This window comes from Halolamina rubra, assembly GCF_000739555.1.
Classification (GTDB): Archaea; Halobacteriota; Halobacteria; order Halobacteriales; family Haloferacaceae; genus Halolamina; species Halolamina rubra.
This window is the reverse complement of sequence record NZ_BBJN01000035.1, coordinates 45,968-66,539: the sequence shown is the minus strand read 5'-3', so window position 1 is coordinate 66,539 and position 20,572 is coordinate 45,968. Positions and strand designations below refer to the sequence as shown.

The window sequence follows — 20,572 nt, the reverse complement described above, 5'->3', positions numbered from 1 at the left end:
CACGATTGATCATAATGGTTTCAGCCGGTTCAGACCGACGAATCCCGAACTTGGGTTCCGGTTCGAAACACGAATCGCCCAGCGAAACCTTCATACGGTACGGACACCGCCACTCTACCACACATGCGATCAGATGACACGGAACGGCACTTTAGTCTCAACCGACGTAGTTTGGTGAAGTCCCTCGGGGTCGCTGGCGTCGCGGGGCTCGCCGGCTGTATGGGTGGCAACGGTACGGAGACGGAGGGGACGCCCGCCCGTCCCGGCGGCACGACCACCCCGGCCGACCCGGACAACTCCCAGGAGGGCGGCGAGCTGATCGCGTCCTTCGGCGCCGACGTGGCGCAGTTCGACCCGGCGAAGGCCGCCGACACCACCTCGGTGAAGGCGTTCGGCCTCACGTACGAGACGCTGCTCACCGTCGGCTTCGACGGCAGCATCAACAACGCGCTCGCTCATACCTTCGAACAGGTAGAGGAGGGCGTCTGGCGGGCCGAGCTCCGTGAGGGCGTCAACTTCCACAACGGCAAGGAGATGACCGCGGAGGACGTGCAGGTCACCTTCGAGCGCTACGAGGGGAAGGTCAACGCCACCGACGTGTTCTCGTGGTACGAGTCCTCGGAGATCGTCGACGACTACACGATCGAGTTCACGCTCAAGGGCGACTACGCCCCGCTGAAGTTCGACATCTCCGCCATCCCGATCATTCCGGCGGAGGTCGAGACCGGCGACCTCGACATCACGGAGGACCCGATCGGGACCGGCCCCTACGAGTTCGTCGAGCACCAGCCCGACAGCCTGTTCCGCATCACGCGGAACGACGACTACTGGTTCGAGGGCGACGACAGCGTGCCGGCGACGCCGCCGATCGAGGACATCACCTACCGCGTGATCACCGAGCAGTCCGCACAGCAGGCGGCGCTCGAGGGCGGCGACATCCACCTCGCCAACGCCGCGCCGGCGGCGAGCCTGAGCGACTTCGCGGAGAACGAGGACTACACGGTCAACCGCCGACTCGCCGCGGCTACGACCTGATGTACTTCCCGACGGAAGTTGAGCCCTACGGGAACGCGAAAGTCCGCCGCGGTATCTCCCGGCTGGTGCCGCGTGAGGAGATCGTCGACGCGGTGTACGAGGGGCTCGGCGTCCCGGCGTACATGGCGATCTCCCAGATCTCCGCGGTGTTCGAGACCGAGGAGTGGCAGGACCTCAACGACCGACTGGGCGAGGAGTACATGGGCTACAACCAGGAGCAGGCGAACACGCTCCTCGAGGAGGGGTTCAACGAGGTCGGCATCGAGCCGCCGTTCGAGACGACGATCATCACGAACCAGAACCCCCAGCGTGTCCAGTGGGTGCAGCTGATCGCCGAGAGCCTGAACAACACCGACTACTTCGACGTGTCCGTCGACCAGTACGAGTGGAACACGTACGTCGGCAAGATCGCCGGCGAGTCCTCGGCCAGTACGAACGAGATCATCGCCGTCGGCTGGTCCGGCGGCTGGGACCCCGACGCGTACGTCGGCGACCTCGTCGACAGCGAGCAGCACACCCCGAACGGGTTCAACATGGGCCACTACACCAACGAGGAAGTGGACCAGCTGCTCGAGGAAGGGACGAGCACCTACGACCTGGACGAGCGCAACGAGATCTACAAGGACCTCGTCGAGATCCTGGCGGAGGACGCGCCGATGACGTACATCCGGTTCGGTGAGGAGACCGACGTGTACGACAACAGCGTCGTGAAGGGCTTCCGTACCTACCCGATCAACGGCGGCGAGTTCAAGGGGATCTACTCGCCGGCCGACGGGGCGTTCACCTACCTCTCGCAGGAATAGCGACCTCTCCCCTCCATGTCTCTTCAACGATACCTAATCAAGCGGCTGCTGGTGATGATACCAGTACTGTTTGGTGTAACTTTACTGACGTTTTCGCTCACGAAGATGCTGCCCGGGTCGCCGGTCGACTACATCCTCCAGTTCCAGGAGACGACCCCCGGGCTGCGTGAACAGCTGCGCGCACAGTACAACCTGGACGAGCCGATATACATCCAGTACTGGCTCTGGCTGCGGGACGCGATGGTGCTCGACTTCGGCGACTCGCTGATCTCGGACCGCAGCGTCTCCGGGGCGATCCTCAACCGCCTCCCGAACACGCTGCTGCTGGGCGTGATGGGGTTCGGGATCGCGATCTCGATCGGGATCCCGCTGGGCGTGGTCGCGGCCGTCAACAACGGCAACACGATCGACGAGGCCAGCCGCGTCGCCGCCCTCATCGGGATCGCGACGCCGAACTTCTGGCTCGGCCTGATGCTGCTGCTGATCTTCAGCGTCCAGCTCGGGCTGTTCCGGGTCATCCCGCCGGACCAACCGGTGCTGAGCCCGTCGATGCTGAAGTTCGTGATACTGCCGGCGATCACGTTGGGGACGGCGTCGTCGGCGCTGATCATGCGACTGACCCGCTCCTCGATGGTCGAGGAGCTGAACAAGGACTACGTCCGCACGGCGAAGGCCAAGGGGCTCTCCGAGCGCACCGTGATCGTCAAGCACGTGCTGCGCAACTCGATGGTGTCGGTCGTGACGGTGGCGGCGATCCAGGTCGCGTTCATCGTCAACGGCTCGGTCGTCGTCGAGCAGGTGTTCTCCTGGCCCGGCGTGGGTCGACTGCTCATCGACGCCATCACCCAGCGCGACCTGCCGGTACTGCAGGCGATCGTCCTGATGATCGCCGTCACTATCGTGTTCGTCAACCTGGTTGCGGACCTGCTCTACTCGTGGCTCGATCCACGTATCCGATACTGATACATGTCTCACGAATCACAGCGAACGACGACGACTGAACGCGGGCGGATCCGGGTGACCGGGTTCGACACCTCCGTGTTCGAGGACCGCGACGACCGGTTCGACTGGCAACAGGACGAGAGCACGGTGTCCCGCGACCGCATGACGCGAGCGTGGGAGCGGTTCAAGCGTAACCGAACGGCGCTGGTGGGGCTCGGGATCATCGCCGTGATGCTGTTCACGACCATCTTCGCGCGCCCGATCGTGATCGAGGGGATCACGATCCAGCCGTTCTCGCTGGCGCCGTTCGACCCGACGAACTCGAACTTCGCCGCGCTCAACGAAGCGCCGACGGCGGCCCACCCCTTCGGGACCGACTGGTCCGGGAAGGACATCCTCTCCCGCGTGATGTTCGGCGGCCGCTACAGCCTCACGATCGGCGTGATCACCGTCGGCATCGCGCTGTCGGTCGGCGTCCCGCTGGGCGCCTCGCGGGCTACTACGGCGGCTGGATCGACGAGATCATCATGCGCCTTGTCGACATCCTCTACGCGTTCCCGTTCCTCGTGCTCGCCATCGCGCTGATCGCGGTGCTGGGCCAGGGGTTCTGGAACATGATCACGGCGCTGGTGCTCGTGGTCTGGATCAGCTACGCCCGCCTGTTGCGCGGTGAGGTGCTCTCGGTCAAGGAGAACGAGTACGTCACCGCCGCGAAGGCGCTGGGCGCACGCGACCGCTCGATCATCTTCCGGCACGTCGTGCCCAACGCGATGGCACCGGTGATCGTGCAGGCGACCCTCGGTATCGGGACCGTCGTGCTCAACGCCGCGGCGCTGGGCTTCCTCGGGCTGGGGCTCGAACCGGGCTCCCCCGAGTGGGGCAGCATGCTCGCCCGCGGCCGGAGCAGCCTGATCCAGGGCCAGTGGTGGATCACCGTGTTCCCCGGCCTGGCGATCTTCCTGTTCGTGCTCTCGATCAACCTCGTGGGCGACGGCGTGCGTGACGCCGTGGACCCGCAGGGTGACACCAGCGGCGGTGCGGGGGTGCGAGAATGAGCGTCGACGACGAACCGCTGCTGTCGGTCGACAGCCTCGAGACCTCCTTCTACACGGAGGAGGGCGAGGTGAAGGCGGTCAACGACGTCTCCTACCAGATCGACAGCGGCGAGCGGTTCGCCGTCGTCGGCGAGTCCGGCGCGGGGAAGTCGGTCACCAGCCTCTCGCTGATGCGGCTGATCGACGAGCCCGGCCGGATCAAGGGCGGCGACGTGACGTTCCGCTCGACCAGCGCCGTCGCGTCGCTCGCCCGGAAGTTCCCGGAGGCGTCGCGACGGAGAACCGCTCGGGCTACATCCACGTCGACGAGCTCCGTGCGGAGTCCGGCAGCGTGGGCAGCGACCCGGGCGCGACCGTCCGCGACCAGCCGACGGAGGTCGCGACCGACCTCCACGACGGCAGCCTCCACGTGGAGGCGGGCCACGTCGACGTGCTCGACGCGCCCGACGAGGCGATGCAGGAGCTCCGCGGGGCCGAGATCGCGATGATCTTCCAGGACCCGCACACGGCGCTCAACCCCGTCTACACCGTCGGCGAGCAGATCGCCGAGGCGATCCGGAAACACCTCGACATGGGTGACGAGGCCGCCCGCGAGCGGGCGATCGAGATGCTCGACCGCGTCGGCATCCCCGACGCCGAGGAGCGGTACTCGGACTACCCCCACGAGTTCTCCGGCGGGATGCAGCAGCGCGCGGTGATCGCCATCGCGCTCTCCTGTGACCCGTCGCTCATCGTGGCGGACGAGCCGACGACGGCGCTGGACGTGACGATCGAGGCGCAGATCCTCGACCTGCTGAAGGAGCTCTCCGCGGAGGAGGACGTGGCGATCCAGCTGATCACCCACGACCTCGGCGTCGTCGCCGAGCTGTGTGACAGCGTGATGGTGATGTACGCCGGCAAGCCCGTCGAGCGGAGCTCCGTCGAGGAGCTGTACTACGACCCGAAACACCCCTACACGGTGGGGCTGATGAGCTCGATCCCGCGGATCGGCGACGACCGCGACCGGCTCGAGACCGTCCCGGGGACGATGCCGGACCTCGTCCAGCTCCCCTCGGGCTGTAGCTTCCACCCGCGCTGTCCGTACGCGGAGGACGCCTGCATCCAGCACAAGCCGCCCCTGGTCGACACGGAGACCGGCGAGCCGATCGAGGAGCCCGACGCCGACATCCACACCGCCGCGTGTCTCGAGTACACCGGCGACCTGCAGGACGGCGTCGAGTTCGACGTGCAGATCCGTGAGGACGCCGCGGCCGACGGAGGTGAGTCAGTATGAGCGCCGACGAGGAGCCACTGATCGAGATCGACGGACTGACGAAGCACTACTCGACCGACGAGGGGCTGCTCGACCGCATCCTCGGCGACGCCCAGTCGGTGAAAGCCGTCGACGGCGTCGACCTCGAGATCGCCGAGGGGGAGACCCTCGGCCTGGTCGGCGAGTCCGGCTGCGGGAAGTCCTCGCTCGGCCGCACGATGCTCGGGCTGGAGGAGCCGACCGACGGCTCCGTCTACTACGACGGCGAGGACCTGACGGAGCTCTCCTCGGCCGAACTCCGGGACTACCGGAAGGATCTCCAGTTCGTGTTCCAGAACCCGTTCGCGTCGCTGAACCCCCGCCTGACGGTGAGCGACATCGTCGGCGAGGCGCTCGACGTGCACGGGCTCGCCTCCGGCGAGGAGCGCGAGGAGCGCGTCGAGGAGCTGCTCGAGACCGTCGGCCTGCAGGCAAGCCACGCGTCGCGCTACCCCCACGAGTTCTCCGGGGGCCAGCGCCAGCGTATCGGGATCGCCCGCGCGCTCGCGGTCGACCCCGAGTTCATCGTCTGCGACGAGCCGGTGTCGGCGCTCGACGTGAGCGTCCAGGCGCAGATCCTCAACCTGCTCGAGGACCTGCAGGAGGAGTTCGGCCTCTCCTACCTGTTCATCGCCCACGACCTGAGCGTCGTCGAGCACATCGCCGACCGCATCGCCGTGATGTACCTCGGCGAGATCGTGGAGGTCGGGACGACGGAGGAGATCTTCTCCCCGCCGTACCACCCCTACACGCGCTCGCTGCTGTCGGCGATCCCGGAGCCCGACCCGCTGTGGGAGGGCGACCGGATCATCCTCGAGGGGACCGTCCCCTCGCCGATCAACCCGCCGTCGGGCTGTAAGTTCCACACCCGCTGTCCGATCGCGCACGACGAGTGTTCGGAGTGGGACGAACACCCCGATCTGGAGGAAGTGAGCGCGACTCACGGCATCGGCTGTCCGTTCCACGAGGAGATCGAGGACGAGGTCGGCTCCTCCGCCGACTCGACCGGCGCCGAGTCGACGGCCGACTGACGGCTCCGGTCACGGGACCTTTTTCCGCGTCGACCGCGTTCGAGAGCGTATGCGTCGGGTCTACGACTCGGAGGCGCTGCGCCGGGACGACGAGGACCCGTTCTCGCCCGTCGAGAACGACGACGGGGCCAGCCGGAACCACGTCAACTGGACCAACGTCAGCCACGCGCTCGTCCCGCAGTTCCTGCGCTCCCGGGCGATCGCCGTCGACGTGCAGACCAGCAAGGAGCGCTACGAGCCCGGCGAGGAGATCCACTTCGGCGTCACCTTCTACAACCGGCTCCCGCTCCCGGTCACGATCGTCACCGCGACCCCGAAGCCGTGGGAGTGGGCCGTCGACGGCAACCCCGAGGGCTCGGAGCTCCCCGCCGACCACCCCGACGAGCGGAGCCTGTTCCGGTTCGACCGCAGCGAGCGCAAGCGGTTCCGCCGCTCGTGGTCCGGCCGCGTCCGCGTCGACGAGCGCGAGTGGCAGGCGGCCGAGCGGGGCGAGCACACGCTCAGCGTCGGCATCGACGCCGTCCACGGCGCCGAGAACCTCCACGATGAGACGACGTTCCGGATCGAGTAGCCCGCCGCCGGGGCTGCCGGTTGCCGGTCTTTTAAGCCGTCAGCGCGGGCCGTTCCGGTATGCGCGACAGTCCCCCTGACACCGAGCGACGGCCCGTCACCGAGGAGCTTCACGGCGAGGCGATCGTCGACCCGTACCGCTGGCTGGAGGACGACGACGAGGCGGTCGAGGCGTGGGTCGCCGCCCAGAACGAGTACGCCGACGGCGTGCTCGACACCGACACCCGCGACGCGCTCCGCCCCGCGTTCGAGCGCGTCGCCCGCGTCACCGACTACGGCGCGGTGACGGCCGCCGGCGGGCGCTACTTCCAGACGATCGAGGAGCCCGAGGAGGACCACGGCGTGCTGTACGTCCGGGACTCCTTCGACGAGGAGCCGCGGACGCTGGTCGACCCCAACGCGTTCGACGGCGAGGCGGCGTCGATGAACTGGTTCACCGTCGGCCCGGACGGCGAGCGCGTCGCCTACGGCTACGACGAGGGCGGCCAGGAGCAGTACGACGTCCGCGTCGTCGACGCGGCGACGGGCGAGCTGATCGACGAGGTGCCCGACGCCGGCCGCGTCAACCCCGGCGGGTTCGCGTGGACCGACGACGGGTTCTACTCGATCCGCACGGGCGGCCCCGGCGACGGCGAACAGCTCCAGAAGGCGCTGTACAGCCACGAGCACGCCGAGGAGGCGGACGCGGACGAACTGCTCACCGACGCCTTCAGCGAGCACGCCTGGCCCGAGCTGGCGTACGACGAGGAGACCGACACGCTGCTCGCCGCGGTCCACGAGGGGACGACCCACACGGATCTCTACCGGGTCGACCCCGACGCCGAGGAGTCGCTCACGCCGCTTCTCACCGACTACGACGCCACGTTCGCCCCGCACGTCGCCTCTGACGCGGGCGAGGTCCACCTCCTCACGAACCACGAGGCCGACTTCTCGCGGGTGCTCACGGCCGACGTGGGGACGTTCGCGACGGGCGAGGATCTCGACCCGGACGAGTTCACCGAGACGATCCCCGAGACAGACGCAGTGCTGCAGGACGTCACCGTCGCGGGGGACTCGCTGGTCGCGAACCACCTCCGGGACGCCTCCTCGGAGCTCTCCGTCTGGGAGGACGGCGAGCAGGCCGAGACGCTGCCGGCGCCGGAGTTCTGCACCGTCGACGGCGTCGACAGCGACGACGACGGCGAACAGCTGTTCTACGTCGTCCACGACTTCGAGGCGCCGGACCGACTGATCCGCTACCGACTCGACGGCGGCGACGCCGCCCCCGAAACGGTCGGGCAGGCCGACGTGGAACTCGGCGTCGACGTCGCGGTCGGTCAGGAGTTCTTCGAGTCCGCCGACGGCACCGAGGTGCCCGCGTTCGTCGTCCACCGCGAGGGGCTCGACCCCGCGGGCGCGGCGCCGACGGTGCTGTACGGCTACGGCGGGTTCCGCATCCCGCAGACGCCGAGCTTCTGGCGCTTCGCGGGCCCGTTCCTCGACGCCGGCGGGGTGTTCGTCGTCGCCAACCTCCGCGGCGGCACGGAGTACGGCGAGCCGTGGCACGAGGCCGGGATGCGCGAGGACAAACAGAACGTGTTCGACGACTTCTACGCCGTCGCCGAGGGGCTGATCGACGCGGGCTACACCGACACCGACCACCTCGGCGCCTACGGCGGCTCGAACGGCGGCCTGCTCACGGGCGCGGCGCTGACCCAGCGCCCGGATCTCTGGGCCGGGATCCTGTGTACGGTGCCGCTGCTCGACATGCTGCGGTTCCACCGCTTCCTGCTCGGGGAGTCCTGGACCGTCGAGTACGGCTCGCCGGACGACGAGGACGCCTTCGAGTACATCCGCGAGTACTCGCCGTACCACAACGTCGAGGAGCGAGAGTACCCGGCGACGATGTTCAAAACCGCCGCGGGCGACACGCGGGTCCACCCGAGCCACGCCCGGAAGATGACCGCGCTGGTGCAGGACCACCAGACCAGCGACGAGCCGATCGTGCTCCGGACCGAGACCGACACTGGCCACGGCGTCGGCAAGTCGACGGAGATGATCGTCGAGGAGCAGGTCGACCAGTGGACGTGGCTCTGCGACCGGCTGGGCGCGGACGTGAGCGAGTGAGAGATCGGGGCGACCGCCGGGTTACGGGCTCGGCGCCTGCGCCGTCGAGAGGTACGCGGTGAGGTCGGAGGTGGTGATCATCCCGATGACCTCGTCGTCGTCGACGACGGGCATGTGGTGGATCCCGGCGTCGACCATCCGGTCGGCGACCTCGCGGATCGAGTCGCCGCCTTTCGCCGTCAGCACGTCGGTCGTCATGTACTCCGACACCGGCGTCTGGTCCTTCGGCTTCTGCCCGGAGACGATGGCGACGAAGTCCGTCCGGGTGAGGATCCCGCGGAGCTCGCCGTCGTCGTCGACGACCACGACCGAGCCGATCTCGTGTTCGAGCATCAGGTCGGCGGCCGCCTCGACCAGCGTCCCCGGGGTTACCGTTTTCACGTCGGTGCTCATCAGGCTCGCCACGAAGAGGTCGTCGATGTCGTCCATGTGAACATAGAGCACGACGCCGGCCATAACCCTTCCCCTCCGAGGCCGATCCACGCGAGGAGGTCCCGGGACGGAGTGGGCACGCTTTTGAGCGGGCCGAGACAGGCCCGGGGTATGGAGACGGAGAGCGACGTGTCCGATTCCGTGGCGATCTCGCTGTTCATCGCGGTGGTCGCGACCGCGCTGATCTACCTCGAACTCTGGGGCGGCTCGGTGCCGGCGTTCGAAACGACCGAGATCGCGCTCGGCGTCGGCGTCGGCCTCCTCGCCGGCGCGGCGTTCTACTACCGCGGGACGCGATCGACGCGGCTCGACGACATCCCGCCGCTGGCGGTGTTCCTTGCGCTTGCGGTGACCGTCTACGTGTTGTTCCCGGAGGGGCTGCCGCCGGTCGCGGAGCTGGCGATCGTCGTCGGTGTCTGGAGCGACACCGCGCTCCGGGCGGCCGCGAGAGCGACCTGAACGGGGGACCCGCTATCAGGACTCGTCTACCAGCGGGAACTGCGCCAGCCGGATCGCGGCCATGTCCGTCAGCCCCTTCCCGGTGTCGGAGTCCTGGTGGCGCTCGTAGTGGCCGAGCATCATCCCCTCGTGGTCGGCGACGGGGTGGAGCCGGATCTCGGTGCCGTCGGGCCCCACGTCGAAGACGAGGTACGACTGCGGGAACGAGCACGTCGTCGGCGACATGATCTCGCGGACGCCCCGCTCTCTCGTCGCCGAGGGGAGGTGGAGGTGGCCCGTGACCAGCAGGGGGGCGTCGTGGGCTTCGAGCACGTCGAGGAACGCCTCCGGCTCGCGCATCGTCGGCGGGATCGCCATCTCCGGCTCGTTGTTGTCGCGGTGCTGGACCAGCTGATCCGACATCGTCGGCAGGTTGTGGTGGACCGCGATCAGGGGGTTGTCGAGTTCGGGCAGGGTGTCGTCGAGCCACTCGAGCTGCGCGTCGGTGACGAGCCCGTCGTGGGAGTCGGTGAGCCAGTCGTCGCCGCCGGAGCTGTTGAGCCCGACCACGTCGACGCCGCCGACGCGCTCGTGGAACGGGAGCCGTCGGGGGTGTAGCGGTCCTCGAACTCGGCGAGGGGGAGGTTCTCGTGGTCGTACCCCTCCTTCTGTACGTCGTGGTTGCCCGGGACCGCCCGGAACGGCGTCTCGAGGTCGTTCAGGATCTCGTCGGCGGCGTCGTAGTTCCAGCGCTCGCCGTCCTTCGTGATGTCGCCGACACAGAGCGTGTAGTCGACTTCGCGGTCGTTGATGTCCGCCACGGCGTTCTCGAGGTGGGTCTCGGTGTGCTCGAACAGCTTCGAGGTGCCCTCCTCGCGCGTCGAGACGTGCGGGTCCGCGACGACGGCGATGCGGGTCCGCTCGTCGCTGCGGGGGCGGTCGAGCCGCGCCATCACGTTCCCGGGTGCGCTACCGCTGTGGTCGACGGGTCCGTCAGCCATACCGGGGTTGGGCCGACGCCGTTCATAAACCTGTGGAGCTTCGTTCGTTCGGTCGATCGTTATATATGCATATGGAGCGATACTGAAACCCCCGTTCCACTCGGAATATGCAGCTATGGCCACCGCAGAGGGCAAACTATTTTTATCGCCGGTAATCCTGTTCAGGTGATGCCCGAGGAGAAAACTCGGCGGTCGTTCTTGGCGGCGGCAGGTACCGGCGTTGCGGCGGCACTCGCCGGCTGTGGCGGTAACGCACCCGACGAAACAGCGACGGAATCGCCCACGGACGAGCCGGAGGGCGGCTCCGGCGACACCGACACGGAGCCGGGGACGCCGATGGCCGGCGGCACCCTCCAGATGATGGCGACCGGCGCGATCCAGACGCTCGACCCGATCAACGCGAAGGGGTCCGGCGCGGGCTACAACCAGTACAACCAGCAGCTGATGGAGTTCCCGGACGGGGAGTACCCGCCGGAGGCCGCGCTGGCGAAGGACTACGAGCTGTCCGAGGACGGCCTCACGTACACGTTCACGCTGCGTGAGGACGCCACGTTCCACAACGGCGACGACGTGACCGCACAGGACGTCGTCTACTCCTACCGGCGGCTCGCGGAGTCCGAGAACTCCCGGAACAAGGACGACATCATCGGCGAGACGATGACGATCGCCCACGAGAAGGACCAGACCATCGCACCCCCCGAGGACGAGACGACCCTCGAGGACGTGGTCCCGGGCTCGCTGCAGGTCGAGGCCGTCGACGACTACACGTTCGAGATGACGCTGCAGAGCGCGTTCTCGTGGACGCTGTTCCAGATCGCGGGCGGCACGTTCGCGATCCTGCCGGAGAACTCGGTCGGCGACGTCGAGGGGTACGACGGCGAGTACTCCTACAACGAGTTCTTCAGCACGGCGGGCGAGGGGCCCACCTTCGCCGGCGCCGGCGGGTTCGAGGTCGACTCCTGGAGCAAGGGCGACGCGATCACGCTGTCGAAGTACGACGACTACTACGGCACCGAGCCCAACGTCGACGAGATCGTGTTCACGGTCGTCCCCGACGGCAACGCCCGACTCAACCGGTTCGAGAACGGCAACGCCGACATCCTCGAGGGGATGCCGACGGCCTCGTTCACGCCGAGCAACGTGAACATCGAGGAGCAGGACGGCGCCAAGCAGATCGGGACGTACGACCTCGACGGCACCGAGGTCAACTACGGCCAGATCCCGGCGCTGACCACGGAGTACCTCGTGTTCAACACACTCGAGGTGCCGATCCCGGTGCGGAAGGCGTTCGCGTACGCGCTGAACCAGCACGACGTGGCCGAGAGCGTCTACAAGGGGACGGCGACGCCGGCGTACCACATCGTGCCGCCGGCCGCCTACCCCTCCTTCGAGGAGGACGTGAGCCCGAGCGAGACGTACACCCGCCACGCCGAGGAGGGGTACCAGTCCAACCTCGAGGCCGCGGCCGACGGCTACCCGTACGGCTACGCCGAGACCGACCTCGAGTCCGCGAAGCAGGTGATGGAGGACGCCGGCTACGGCCCCGACAACACGTTCGAGATCACGGCGACGACGATCTCGGGCAACAGCGCCTACCAGCGCGTGTTCACCCGGCTGCAGTCCAAGCTCCGGCAGGCCCACATCGAGATGGACGTGACCGAGGCCCAGTTCGGGACCATCATCAGCCAGGCGATCAACGGCAGCATGGAGGTGTTCGCGCTGGGCGACGGGATGGAGTACCCCGGCCCGGAGAACTTCCTGCGCTTCCTCTGGGGCGGCAGCCCGTCGACGCAGTTCACCCGCTGGGGCGCCGAGGAGAGCTACTACGACGAGGAGCTGCGCCAGACCACCATCGACGCCTGGCAGGAGAACTACGCCGCCGAGGACTCCACGTCGGAGTCCGAGGCCGAGGCGTTCCAGACGATCGAGGAGGGGAACTGGCTATCGATGCAGGAGCTGCCGATCGTCAACCCGGCGAGCCAGCGCTTCTGGCACACCCACGTCGACGTGGAGATGTACGGCGTGATGGAGAACCAGATGTTCACCGACCTGACGCTCAGCCGGTAGAACGGTAATCGGCCGGCTTTTCAACACCCCCTTCCTACGGCTGTCCGAACGCACACGAATGCACCCAACACGCCGTCTCGACCTCCGGTACGGACGAACTGCACAGCCGACCGACGGAGGCCAGACGTGAGCCGAGCCCGCTACCTCGCGAAGCGGCTGCTCATGGCGATCCCGGTCGTCTGGCTGGGAACGTCGATGACGTGGTACATCATCTTCATGGGGCCGATCGACCCCGCCACGCGGCTGCTGAGCGAGGGGCAGGTGCGGAACCCCGCCGCGTACGAAGCCGCACAGACGCAGTTGGGACTGAACCAGCCGCCGCTGCAGCACTACGTCGACTGGCTGTCGAGCCTCATCGTCTTCGATCTCGGCCGGACCTGGCTGCTCTACCAGGGGTCGAGCGTGAACGCGCTCATCATGGACTTCCTCCCCCGGACGCTCTGGCTCGGGTTCTGGTCGGTGCTGATCGCGATCTTTGTCGGCGTCCCGCTGGGGTTCTACGCCGGGATGCGGTCGAACACCGTCTCGGACTACGTCGCCTCGATGGGCGGGATCGTCTGGCGCGCGATGCCCAACTTCTGGCTCGGCATCATGCTGCTGGCGGTGCTCGGCAGTTCGCAGGCGATCTTCGGCGTCAGCTGGGAGACGCTCGGGCCGAACCTCACCTCGGGCATCTCCGGCAACCCCGACCTCAGCTATCTCGCCGGCAATCCGCTGGCGTTCTTCACCAACATCGACGCCACCCTCGAGGCGATCAAGAAGGTGGCCCCCGCCGCCATCGTGCTCGGCTCGGCGTCGATGGGGAACGAGATGCGTATCGGTCGGACGGCCGTGCTGGAAGTGAAGAACCAGGACTACGTCGAACTCGCGAAAGTGAAGGGCGTCTCCGACCGGGCGCTCGTCTACAAACACATCCTCCGCAACGCGCTGGTGCCGCTGGTCCCGATCATCACTAGCGAGGCGTTCCTGCTCATCGGCGGGAGCGTGCTCGTCGAGTCCGTGTTCGGCATCAACGGGATCGGCTACCTGTTCTTCCAGGCGGCCATCCAGGGCGACCTCCCGCTGGTCGGGACGCTGATGTACGTGTTCATCCTCATGATCGTCGGAATCAACCTGATACAGGACGTGCTGTACACGCTGATCGACCCGCGCGTCGGGCTGGAGGGCGAGTGAAATGTCGGTGACCACGTCCCGCGTCGCGGACGCGCTCACCGACGGCCGGACGGCGCTGTGGGCCCTCGTCGGCCTGTTGCTCTTCCTCCTCGAGGCCGGCGCCTTCCTGAACTTCGTCGTCGGCCTGACGATCGACGGCATCCTCGCGCTGCCGGGCGTCGACGCCGCCGGCTTCCTGACGACGGTCGAGAGCGCGGTCCGGGAGATCCCCACGCTGCTCTCCCGGGAGACGATCCCCAACGAGGGGTACTACGACGGCAGCGGCTACGAGGGGACGTTCCTCGGCCTCTCGCCCGCGATTGCGTGGGCGCTGCGGGCGACGCTGGTGTACCTCTACGCCTTCGCCGCCTTCGGCTGGGGCGTCTGGGGCTACCGGATCTACCGCCGGAACTACCGCGCCGCCGACTGGACCCCCCGCGACGACGTGTTCGACCGCTTCCGCGGCCACAAGTGGGGGATCTTCGGGCTCGTGATCGTGTTCATGTTCGTCACGATGGCCGTGTTCGCGCCCGCGCTGGGGCCGACCACGGTCGACCAGAACATGCGCAACTCCTACGGCTACGAGACCAAGTACTGGGACAGCGACTCCGGCTCCGTGGAGACGATCCTCGTCGGCGACGCGAACCTCGACTCGCTCTCGCAGGGGAACGACCAGAACATCGGCCCGTGGACGTACGACGACTACGGCCGGTTCCACCCGTTCGGGACGATGCAGGACGGGAGCGACCTGTTCACGTTCCTCGTGGTGGGGTCGCGCATCTCCTTGGTGATCGGCGTGCTCTCGGTGGCGCTGAGCGCCTCGATCGCGGCGACGCTGGCGCTGACCTCGGCGTACTACAAGGGGCGGGTCGACCTCAGCATGGTGCTGATCTCCGACGCCGTGATGGCGATGCCCCAGCTGCTGCTGCTGATCATGCTGACCACCGTCCTCAGGGAGACGTGGATCAACGAGGTGTACAGCGGCGGGTTCCTGCTCGCGCTCATCTTCGCGTTCACCGGCTGGACGTACATGTGGCGGTCGATCCGCGGGCCCGCGCTCCAGATCTCCGAGCGCGAGTGGATCGACGCCGCACGCAGCTTCGGACAGACGCCGATCACGATCATGCGCAAACACATGCTCCCCTACGTCACCGGCTATCTGCTCATCTACGGCTCGATGACCCTCGGCGGCGCGATCATCTCCATCGCGGGGCTCTCCTACCTCGGGCTGGGCGTGGCGCCGCCGACCCCCGAGTGGGGGCGCGCGGTCAACCTCGGACAGGACTACGTGCGAACCGGCTCGTGGCACATCTCGCTGATCCCCGGCATCCTGATCACGCTCGTCGTGACCGGGTTCAACGCGCTGGGTGACGGGATCCGCGACGCGATCGACCCGCAGTCCGACAGCGCCGGCGGCGAGACCGCGGGCGCGGGGGGTGGCGCATGAGCGACACCCTGCTCGAGGTCGAGAACCTCCGGACCGTGTTCCACACCGAGAAGGAGACGATCCGCGCCGTCGACGGTGTCAGCTTCGACGTCGAGCGCGGCGAGACCGTCGGCCTCGTCGGCGAGTCCGGCTCGGGCAAGTCCGTCACCGCCCGCTCGGTGCTCGGCCTCGTCGACGAGCCCGGCGTGATCGAGGAGGGGTCGATCGAGTTCTGCGGCGACGAGCTCGTCGGCGGCAACTGGGACGAACACCGCGGCGACATCGCGATCGTGTTCCAGGACCCGATGAACTCGCTCAACCCCGTCTACACCGTCGGCAACCAGATCAAGGAGGCGCTGCGCATCCACCAGGGGCTCCGCGGGCAGGCGGCGACCGACGCCGCGATCGAGCTGCTGGAGGACGTGGGGATCCCCGACGCCGCCCGGCGCGTCACGGAGTACCCCCACCAGTTCTCCGGCGGGATGCGCCAGCGCGCGGTGATCGCGATCGCGCTCGCCTGTGACCCGGACCTGCTGGTCTGTGACGAGCCGACGACGGCGCTGGACGTGACGATTCAGGCCCAGATCCTCGAGCTGCTGGACGAGCTCCAGCGCGAGGAGGATCTGGGCGTGCTGTTCATCACCCACGACATGGGCGTGATCGAGGAGACGACCGACCGCGTGAACGTGATGTACGCCGGCGAGTTCGTCGAGAGCGCGCCGGTCGACGAGCTGTTCGACGACCCAAAACACCCGTACACGAAGGGGCTGCTCGCGAGCATCCCCGGCCGGACCGCGGGCGACGAACGGCTCCCGACGATCGAGGGCGAGGTGCCGACCTCGACGAGCGAACCCTCGGAGTGTCGGTTCGCGCCGCGCTGTCCCCACGCGTTCGACGCCTGCGAGTCGGTCCACCCCGAGCGGATCGCCGTGGGCGACCCCGACGCAGACCACGAGACGGCCTGTCTCCTCTACGACGACGAGTTCGAGGAGTCGCCGCCCGAAGACGGCGTCGTCGCCGACGGGGGTGAGACCGCATGAGCGAGGCCGAGCCGTTCCTCGAAGTGCGCGACCTGAAGAAGTACTACGACGACGGCGGCCTGCTCGGCGGCGACCCCGTGAAGGCCGTCGACGGCGTCAGCTTCGACATCCGCGAGGGCGAGACGCTCGGGCTCGTCGGCGAGTCCGGCTGCGGGAAGACCACCCTCGGCCGGACGATCCTGAACCTGGAGACCGCGACCGAGGGGGAGGTGCTCGCCGACGAGACCGACGTGACGAGCATCTCGGGCCGCGAGCTCCGCCGCTGGCAGAGCCAGGCCCAGATGGTGTTCCAGGACCCGGACGCCAGCCTCAACGACCGCATGACCGTCGGCGAGATAATCCGTGAGCCGCTGGACGCCCACGACTGGCCGAACCTCGCGGTGTCGGTCGCCGACGACCGCGAGGTGGCCGGCAAGCGCGTCCACCGCGCCGAGGGCGACGAGCGCCGTGACGTGACCGTCGACGCCGACGGCGGGGTCTCCGTCCGCGAGGGCGCGCCGCTGACCCGGGAGGACCTCACCGTCGACGCCGACGGCGACCGCGTCGACGTGACGCTCCACAAGCACGCCTCGGCGATGCGCGAGGACCGCGTGCGGGGGCTGCTCGAACAGGTCGGGCTGCGGGAGGAGCACTTCTACCGCTACCCCCACCAGTTCTCGGGCGGGCAGAGCCAGCGCGTCGGGATCGCCCGCGCGCTCGCGCTCGAACCGCGCTTCCTGGTGCTCGACGAGCCGGTGTCGGCGCTGGACGTGTCGGTGCAGGCCCGGATCATCAACCTGCTCGAGGACCTGCAGGACGAGCTCGGGCTCACCTTCCTGTTCATCGCGCACGACCTGAGCGTCGTCCGCCACATCGCCGACCGCGTGGCGGTGATGTATCTCGGCGAGGTGATGGAGCTCGGGCCGACCGAGGAGGTGTTCACCGACCCCTCCCACCCCTACACCGAGTCGCTGCTGTCGGCGATCCCCGGCTCGATGGTCGAGACGGGCGAGCGCATCACGCTCCGCGGGACGCCGCCGAGCCCGCGCGACCCGCCCAGCGGCTGCCGGTTCTCCTCGCGCTGTCCGGCGAAGATCCGGCCCGACGAGTACAGCGTCTCCGGCGAGCACTGGGAGGCGCTCGACCAGCTTCACTCGGTGTTCCGCGCCCGCTCGAACGCCGAGAAGGGGATCGTCGACGTGGTGAAGGAGCGACTGGGGATCCAGGACGTCTCCACCGTCGACGAGCTGCTGCTCGAACTGTTCGACGCCGAGCGCGACGGCGACGGCGGGATCTCGATCGAGATGCCCGACGACGCCGCGAGCGTCGTGTACGAGGCCGCAGAGCTGGCCCGTGCCGGCGACGAGGCGGGCGCCGCCGAGCGCCTCGACGACGCGTTCGGCAGCGTCTGCTCGGAGGAGCACCCCGAGGCCAACGACGTGGGCGCGGGGCGGACGAGCCGGTGTCTCCGCCACCGCGAGGAGTACGAGGACCCCGACGCGGTGATCGAGCAGCGCTACCGGAGCGACTGAGCTCGCCGTTTTTCGACCGGGAACCGACAGGGCTTACGCCTCGGACGCCCACGTGCGACCGTGTTCGGTTCGCCCGCCTGCGAGCTCTGTGACGGTCCGATCCCCGAGCACCGCGAGGGCCGGTTCTGTTCGGACGGCTGTCGGTCGGTCGCCGGGACGCTCCCGGCCGACGACGCGCCGGAAGCGGCCGCCGAGGACGACGCCGACGACGGCACCACCGCCGCCTTCTTCGCGGTCGAGGGGATGCACTCGGCGACCTGCGAGGCGTACCTCGAAGCCGTCGCCCGCGGCGTCGACGGCGTCGTCGACGCCGACGCGAGCTACGTCACCGAGTCCGTCCGCGTCGACTGCGACGGTGACCCGCCGACCGAGCGCCTGACCGAGGCGCTCTCCGGCCTCGGCTACGACGCCACCCCCCGCGAGGAGCGCACGCTGGAAGAGCGCGAGTCCGCCGAGGGCGTCGTCGAGGGCGCGCTCGGCTACCGCTACGCGGCCGGGGTGGTGTTCGCCTCGTTCCTGCTGATCCCGTACACGGTCGTGTTCTACCCCTCCCACCTCGCCACGCTGCTTGGCGCCGCCGACCCGCTGGCCGGCGAGGGGAACGTCGCGATGGTGCTGCCGGTGTTCCTGGTGCTGACAGTCGTCGTCATCTTCGTCACCGGCGCGCCCGTGCTCCGGGACGCCTACATCGCGCTGAAGCTCCGCACGCCGAACACGGGGCTGTTGGTGACGCTGACCGCCTTCGCGGCGTACTTCTACGCGACGGCAGCGTTCTTCGCGGGCGGCACCCACGCCTACTACGACCTCGCGGTCGTCGCGGTCGCGACCGTCACCGGCGCGACGTTCTACGAGTCACTCGCCAAACGGAAGGCGGCGAGCGCGCTGACCGACCTGACGGTCTCCCGCGTCGCCGAGGCGACCCGCGAGACCGCCGACGGCACCGAGACGGTCCCGGTCTCGGAGCTCGCGCCGGGCGACCGCGTGCTCGTGCCCGAGGGCGAACGCGTGCCCGTCGACGGCACGCTGGCGGAGGGCGAGTGCACCGTCGCCGAGGCGGTCGTCACGGGCGAGTCGACGCCGGTCCGAAAGCGCGCGGGCGACGAGCTGATCGGCGGCTCCGTCGTGACCGCCGGCGCGGCGGTCGTCGCCGTCGGCGACGACGTCCGGAGCAGCGTCGACCGGCTCGCCTCGTCGGTCTGGGGGTTCCAGAGCGCGACCCACGGCGACCAGCGGCGGGCCAACCGCATCGCTGAACGCGTGACGCCGCCGCTGCTCGCGCTCTCCGTGCTAGCCGGCGTCGTCGCGCTCGCGCTCGGCGGCGGCGCCGCGGCGGGCGTCGTCGCCGCGCTCACGGTCCCGCTCGCGGCGTCGCCGTGGGCGCTGGGGTTCTCGACGCCGCTGTCGGCCGGCTCCAGCGTCCAGCGCGCCCTCGACCGCGGCGTCGCGGTGTTCGACGAGACCGTGTTCGAGCGCCTGCGCGGCGTCGAGACGGTCGTGTTCGACAAGACCGGGACGCTCACCACCGGCCGGATGGAGGCGCTCTCGGCGGACGCGTCCGACGACCTGCTCGCGGCGGCCGCGGAGCTGGAGCGCCGCGCCGCCCACCCCGCGGCGGCGGCGATCGTCGACGCCTACGGCGACGCGGACGCGCCGGCCGTCGAGTCGTTCACCAGCCACGCCACCGGCGTCGAGGGCGTCGTCGGCGACCGGCGCGTGCTCGTGGGCAACCCGGAGCTGTTCGCCGAGCGGGGCTGGGCGATCCCCGAGTCGGTCCGGGAGCGCGCCGACGAGGTCCGCGACGCCGGCCACCTGCCGGTGCTAGTCGGCTCGGGAGCGACGACAGCCAACGAGGAAGGAACGGCGGACCCGGCCGGCGAGGCGGCGGGCGTCGTCGCCGTCGGCGACGAGTCTCGGGCCGACTGGGCGGCGACGCTGGAACGGCTCGGCGAGCGCGGGCTCGACGTGGTCGTCCTCACGGGCGACGACGAGTCCGCCGCCGCGGAGTTCGCTGCGAGCCCCCACGTCGATCACGTGTTCGCCGAGGTCCCCCCGGCCGGGAAGGCCGAGGCGGTCCGGCGACTCCGGGGGCGGGGGCCGGTCGCGATGGTCGGCGACGGCACCAACGACGCGCCGGCGCTGGCGGCCGCGGATCTCGGGGTGTCGCTGGGGAGCGGCACCGCCCTCGCCGCGGAGGCGTCGGACCTGGCGGTCGTCGACGACGATCTCGGCGGCGTGGCGGCGGCGTTCGACCTCTCGGCGGAGAGCTACCGGCGGCGCCGGTGGAACGACCGCGGCGCGCTGCTGTACAACGCGATCGCGATCCCGCTGGCGCTCGCGGGGCTGTTGAACCCGCTGTTCACGATGGCCGCGGCGGTGGCCTGCTGTGGACTCGTCGCCGCCAACGCGTTCCGCGAGTCGAGCGTGGCCTGATCAGTCCGGGAGGTCGAACTCCCCGAGCACGTAGAAACCCAGGGCGAACCCGGCGACGATCATGGCGCCGGCGAGCAGCTGGGAGCGCGGGCGGCTGGGGAGATACCCCGTCGCGAGCGTGCCGCCGACGACGAGCAGCGCGGCGCCGCCGAGTCCGACTACCGTCCGCGTGCGTTCGTCCATGGCCGGGTTCGGGCGCGCGCCGTCTTGAGCCGTACGCTTCCGTGTCGCGATACATCCGA

At 69.0% G+C, this 20,572-nt stretch carries 16 protein-coding genes and 3 pseudogenes; 15 read left to right on the top strand and 4 right to left on the bottom strand.

What is annotated here, in order from left to right:
• Nucleotides 1–123: 123 nt before the first annotated feature.
• The 8 genes and pseudogenes from ACP95_RS16630 to ACP95_RS10065 all read left to right on the top strand — a co-directional run bounded on the left by ACP95_RS16630 (nt 124) and on the right by ACP95_RS10065 (nt 8,833).
• A pseudogene (locus tag ACP95_RS16630) lies at nt 124–1,838 on the top strand (ABC transporter substrate-binding protein).
• A gap of 15 nt (nt 1,839–1,853) precedes the next feature.
• Complete coding sequence (locus tag ACP95_RS10095) at nt 1,854–2,801, top strand: ABC transporter permease (RefSeq protein ID WP_049981085.1); 948 nt, start codon at nt 1,854–1,856, stop codon at nt 2,799–2,801.
• A 3-nt stretch (nt 2,802–2,804) separates the two neighbouring features.
• A pseudogene (locus ACP95_RS16625) lies at nt 2,805–3,835 on the top strand (ABC transporter permease).
• A pseudogene (locus ACP95_RS15345) lies at nt 3,832–4,059 on the top strand (ATP-binding cassette domain-containing protein); the annotation flags it as partial. The pseudogenes ACP95_RS16625 and ACP95_RS15345, both read left to right, overlap by 4 nt.
• A 107-nt stretch (nt 4,060–4,166) precedes the next feature.
• Complete coding sequence (locus ACP95_RS10080) at nt 4,167–5,108, top strand: ABC transporter ATP-binding protein (protein ID WP_237560430.1); 942 nt, start codon at nt 4,167–4,169, stop codon at nt 5,106–5,108.
• Nucleotides 5,105–6,157, top strand: coding sequence for an ABC transporter ATP-binding protein (locus ACP95_RS10075; RefSeq protein ID WP_082224646.1), 1,053 nt, complete (start codon nt 5,105–5,107; stop codon nt 6,155–6,157). Before ACP95_RS10080 ends, ACP95_RS10075 begins: the two co-directional genes overlap by 4 nt.
• Nucleotides 6,158–6,206: 49 nt before the next feature.
• On the top strand, nt 6,207–6,728 hold the full coding sequence (locus tag ACP95_RS10070; RefSeq protein ID WP_049981083.1) for a hypothetical protein: 522 nt from the start codon (nt 6,207–6,209) through the stop codon (nt 6,726–6,728).
• A gap of 59 nt (nt 6,729–6,787) precedes the next feature.
• Complete coding sequence (locus tag ACP95_RS10065) at nt 6,788–8,833, top strand: prolyl oligopeptidase family serine peptidase (protein WP_049981082.1); 2,046 nt, start codon at nt 6,788–6,790, stop codon at nt 8,831–8,833.
• 21 nt (nt 8,834–8,854) lie between these two features.
• Here ACP95_RS10065 and ACP95_RS10060 read toward each other — a convergent pair whose 3' ends face one another.
• On the bottom strand, nt 8,855–9,253 hold the full coding sequence (locus tag ACP95_RS10060) for a CBS domain-containing protein (protein ID WP_049981131.1): 399 nt from the start codon (nt 9,251–9,253) through the stop codon (nt 8,855–8,857).
• Between the two features lie 123 nt (nt 9,254–9,376).
• Here ACP95_RS10060 and ACP95_RS10055 point away from each other — a divergent pair, with 123 nt between their 5' ends.
• Nucleotides 9,377–9,724, top strand: a complete 348-nt coding sequence (locus ACP95_RS10055) for a hypothetical protein (RefSeq protein WP_049981081.1) — start codon at nt 9,377–9,379, stop codon at nt 9,722–9,724.
• 15 nt (nt 9,725–9,739) lie between these two features.
• Here ACP95_RS10055 and ACP95_RS16135 read toward each other — a convergent pair whose 3' ends face one another.
• Nucleotides 9,740–10,126, bottom strand: coding sequence for a metallophosphoesterase family protein (locus tag ACP95_RS16135; protein WP_202593816.1), 387 nt, complete (start codon nt 10,124–10,126; stop codon nt 9,740–9,742).
• A gap of 26 nt (nt 10,127–10,152) precedes the next feature.
• Nucleotides 10,153–10,704: a metallophosphoesterase family protein gene (locus ACP95_RS16130; RefSeq protein WP_202593815.1), complete on the bottom strand. Its 552-nt coding sequence runs from the start codon at nt 10,702–10,704 to the stop codon at nt 10,153–10,155.
• 168 nt (nt 10,705–10,872) lie between these two features.
• Here ACP95_RS16130 and ACP95_RS10045 point away from each other — a divergent pair, with 168 nt between their 5' ends.
• From ACP95_RS10045 to ACP95_RS10020, 6 genes are all read left to right on the top strand, one after another.
• Nucleotides 10,873–12,771: an ABC transporter substrate-binding protein gene (locus tag ACP95_RS10045; protein ID WP_049981080.1), complete on the top strand. Its 1,899-nt coding sequence runs from the start codon at nt 10,873–10,875 to the stop codon at nt 12,769–12,771.
• A 126-nt stretch (nt 12,772–12,897) separates the two neighbouring features.
• Complete coding sequence (locus tag ACP95_RS10040) at nt 12,898–13,944, top strand: ABC transporter permease (RefSeq protein ID WP_049981079.1); 1,047 nt, start codon at nt 12,898–12,900, stop codon at nt 13,942–13,944.
• A 1-nt stretch (nt 13,945) separates the two neighbouring features.
• Complete coding sequence (locus ACP95_RS10035) at nt 13,946–15,370, top strand: ABC transporter permease (protein WP_049981078.1); 1,425 nt, start codon at nt 13,946–13,948, stop codon at nt 15,368–15,370.
• On the top strand, nt 15,367–16,389 hold the full coding sequence (locus ACP95_RS10030) for an ABC transporter ATP-binding protein (RefSeq protein WP_049981077.1): 1,023 nt from the start codon (nt 15,367–15,369) through the stop codon (nt 16,387–16,389). Before ACP95_RS10035 ends, ACP95_RS10030 begins: the two co-directional genes overlap by 4 nt.
• Nucleotides 16,386–17,900 (top strand): ABC transporter ATP-binding protein, encoded by a 1,515-nt coding sequence (locus ACP95_RS10025; protein WP_049981076.1) that lies wholly within the window; start codon nt 16,386–16,388, stop codon nt 17,898–17,900. The genes ACP95_RS10030 and ACP95_RS10025 overlap by 4 nt, the downstream gene beginning before the upstream one ends.
• A gap of 60 nt (nt 17,901–17,960) precedes the next feature.
• A complete protein-coding gene (locus ACP95_RS10020) occupies nt 17,961–20,330 on the top strand; it encodes a heavy metal translocating P-type ATPase (RefSeq protein ID WP_049981075.1) in 2,370 nt (789 codons plus the stop codon).
• Here the strand turns inward: ACP95_RS10020 and ACP95_RS10015 are convergent, their stop codons facing one another.
• Nucleotides 20,331–20,513 carry a hypothetical protein gene (locus tag ACP95_RS10015; RefSeq protein WP_049981074.1) on the bottom strand — a complete coding sequence of 61 codons (183 nt, stop codon included), beginning with the start codon at nt 20,511–20,513 and terminating at the stop codon, nt 20,331–20,333.
• Nucleotides 20,514–20,572 lie beyond the last annotated feature (59 nt).

What these genes read in the sequence shown, in the direction of transcription:
- ACP95_RS10065 (WP_049981082.1), top strand. Translation starts at nt 6,788, where the DNA reads ATGCGCGACAGTCCCCCTGACACCGAGCGACGGCCCGTCACCGAGGAG.
- ACP95_RS16135 (WP_202593816.1), bottom strand. Translation starts at nt 10,126, where the DNA reads ATGTCGGATCAGCTGGTCCAGCACCGCGACAACAACGAGCCGGAGATG.
- ACP95_RS10055 (WP_049981081.1), top strand. Translation starts at nt 9,377, where the DNA reads ATGGAGACGGAGAGCGACGTGTCCGATTCCGTGGCGATCTCGCTGTTC.
- ACP95_RS10015 (WP_049981074.1), bottom strand. Translation starts at nt 20,513, where the DNA reads ATGGACGAACGCACGCGGACGGTAGTCGGACTCGGCGGCGCCGCGCTG.
- ACP95_RS10095 (WP_049981085.1), top strand. Translation starts at nt 1,854, where the DNA reads ATGTCTCTTCAACGATACCTAATCAAGCGGCTGCTGGTGATGATACCA.
- ACP95_RS10070 (WP_049981083.1), top strand. Translation starts at nt 6,207, where the DNA reads ATGCGTCGGGTCTACGACTCGGAGGCGCTGCGCCGGGACGACGAGGAC.
- ACP95_RS10075 (WP_082224646.1), top strand. Translation starts at nt 5,105, where the DNA reads ATGAGCGCCGACGAGGAGCCACTGATCGAGATCGACGGACTGACGAAG.
- ACP95_RS10025 (WP_049981076.1), top strand. Translation starts at nt 16,386, where the DNA reads ATGAGCGAGGCCGAGCCGTTCCTCGAAGTGCGCGACCTGAAGAAGTAC.
- ACP95_RS10045 (WP_049981080.1), top strand. Translation starts at nt 10,873, where the DNA reads ATGCCCGAGGAGAAAACTCGGCGGTCGTTCTTGGCGGCGGCAGGTACC.
- ACP95_RS10035 (WP_049981078.1), top strand. Translation starts at nt 13,946, where the DNA reads ATGTCGGTGACCACGTCCCGCGTCGCGGACGCGCTCACCGACGGCCGG.
- ACP95_RS10030 (WP_049981077.1), top strand. Translation starts at nt 15,367, where the DNA reads ATGAGCGACACCCTGCTCGAGGTCGAGAACCTCCGGACCGTGTTCCAC.
- ACP95_RS16130 (WP_202593815.1), bottom strand. Translation starts at nt 10,704, where the DNA reads ATGGCTGACGGACCCGTCGACCACAGCGGTAGCGCACCCGGGAACGTG.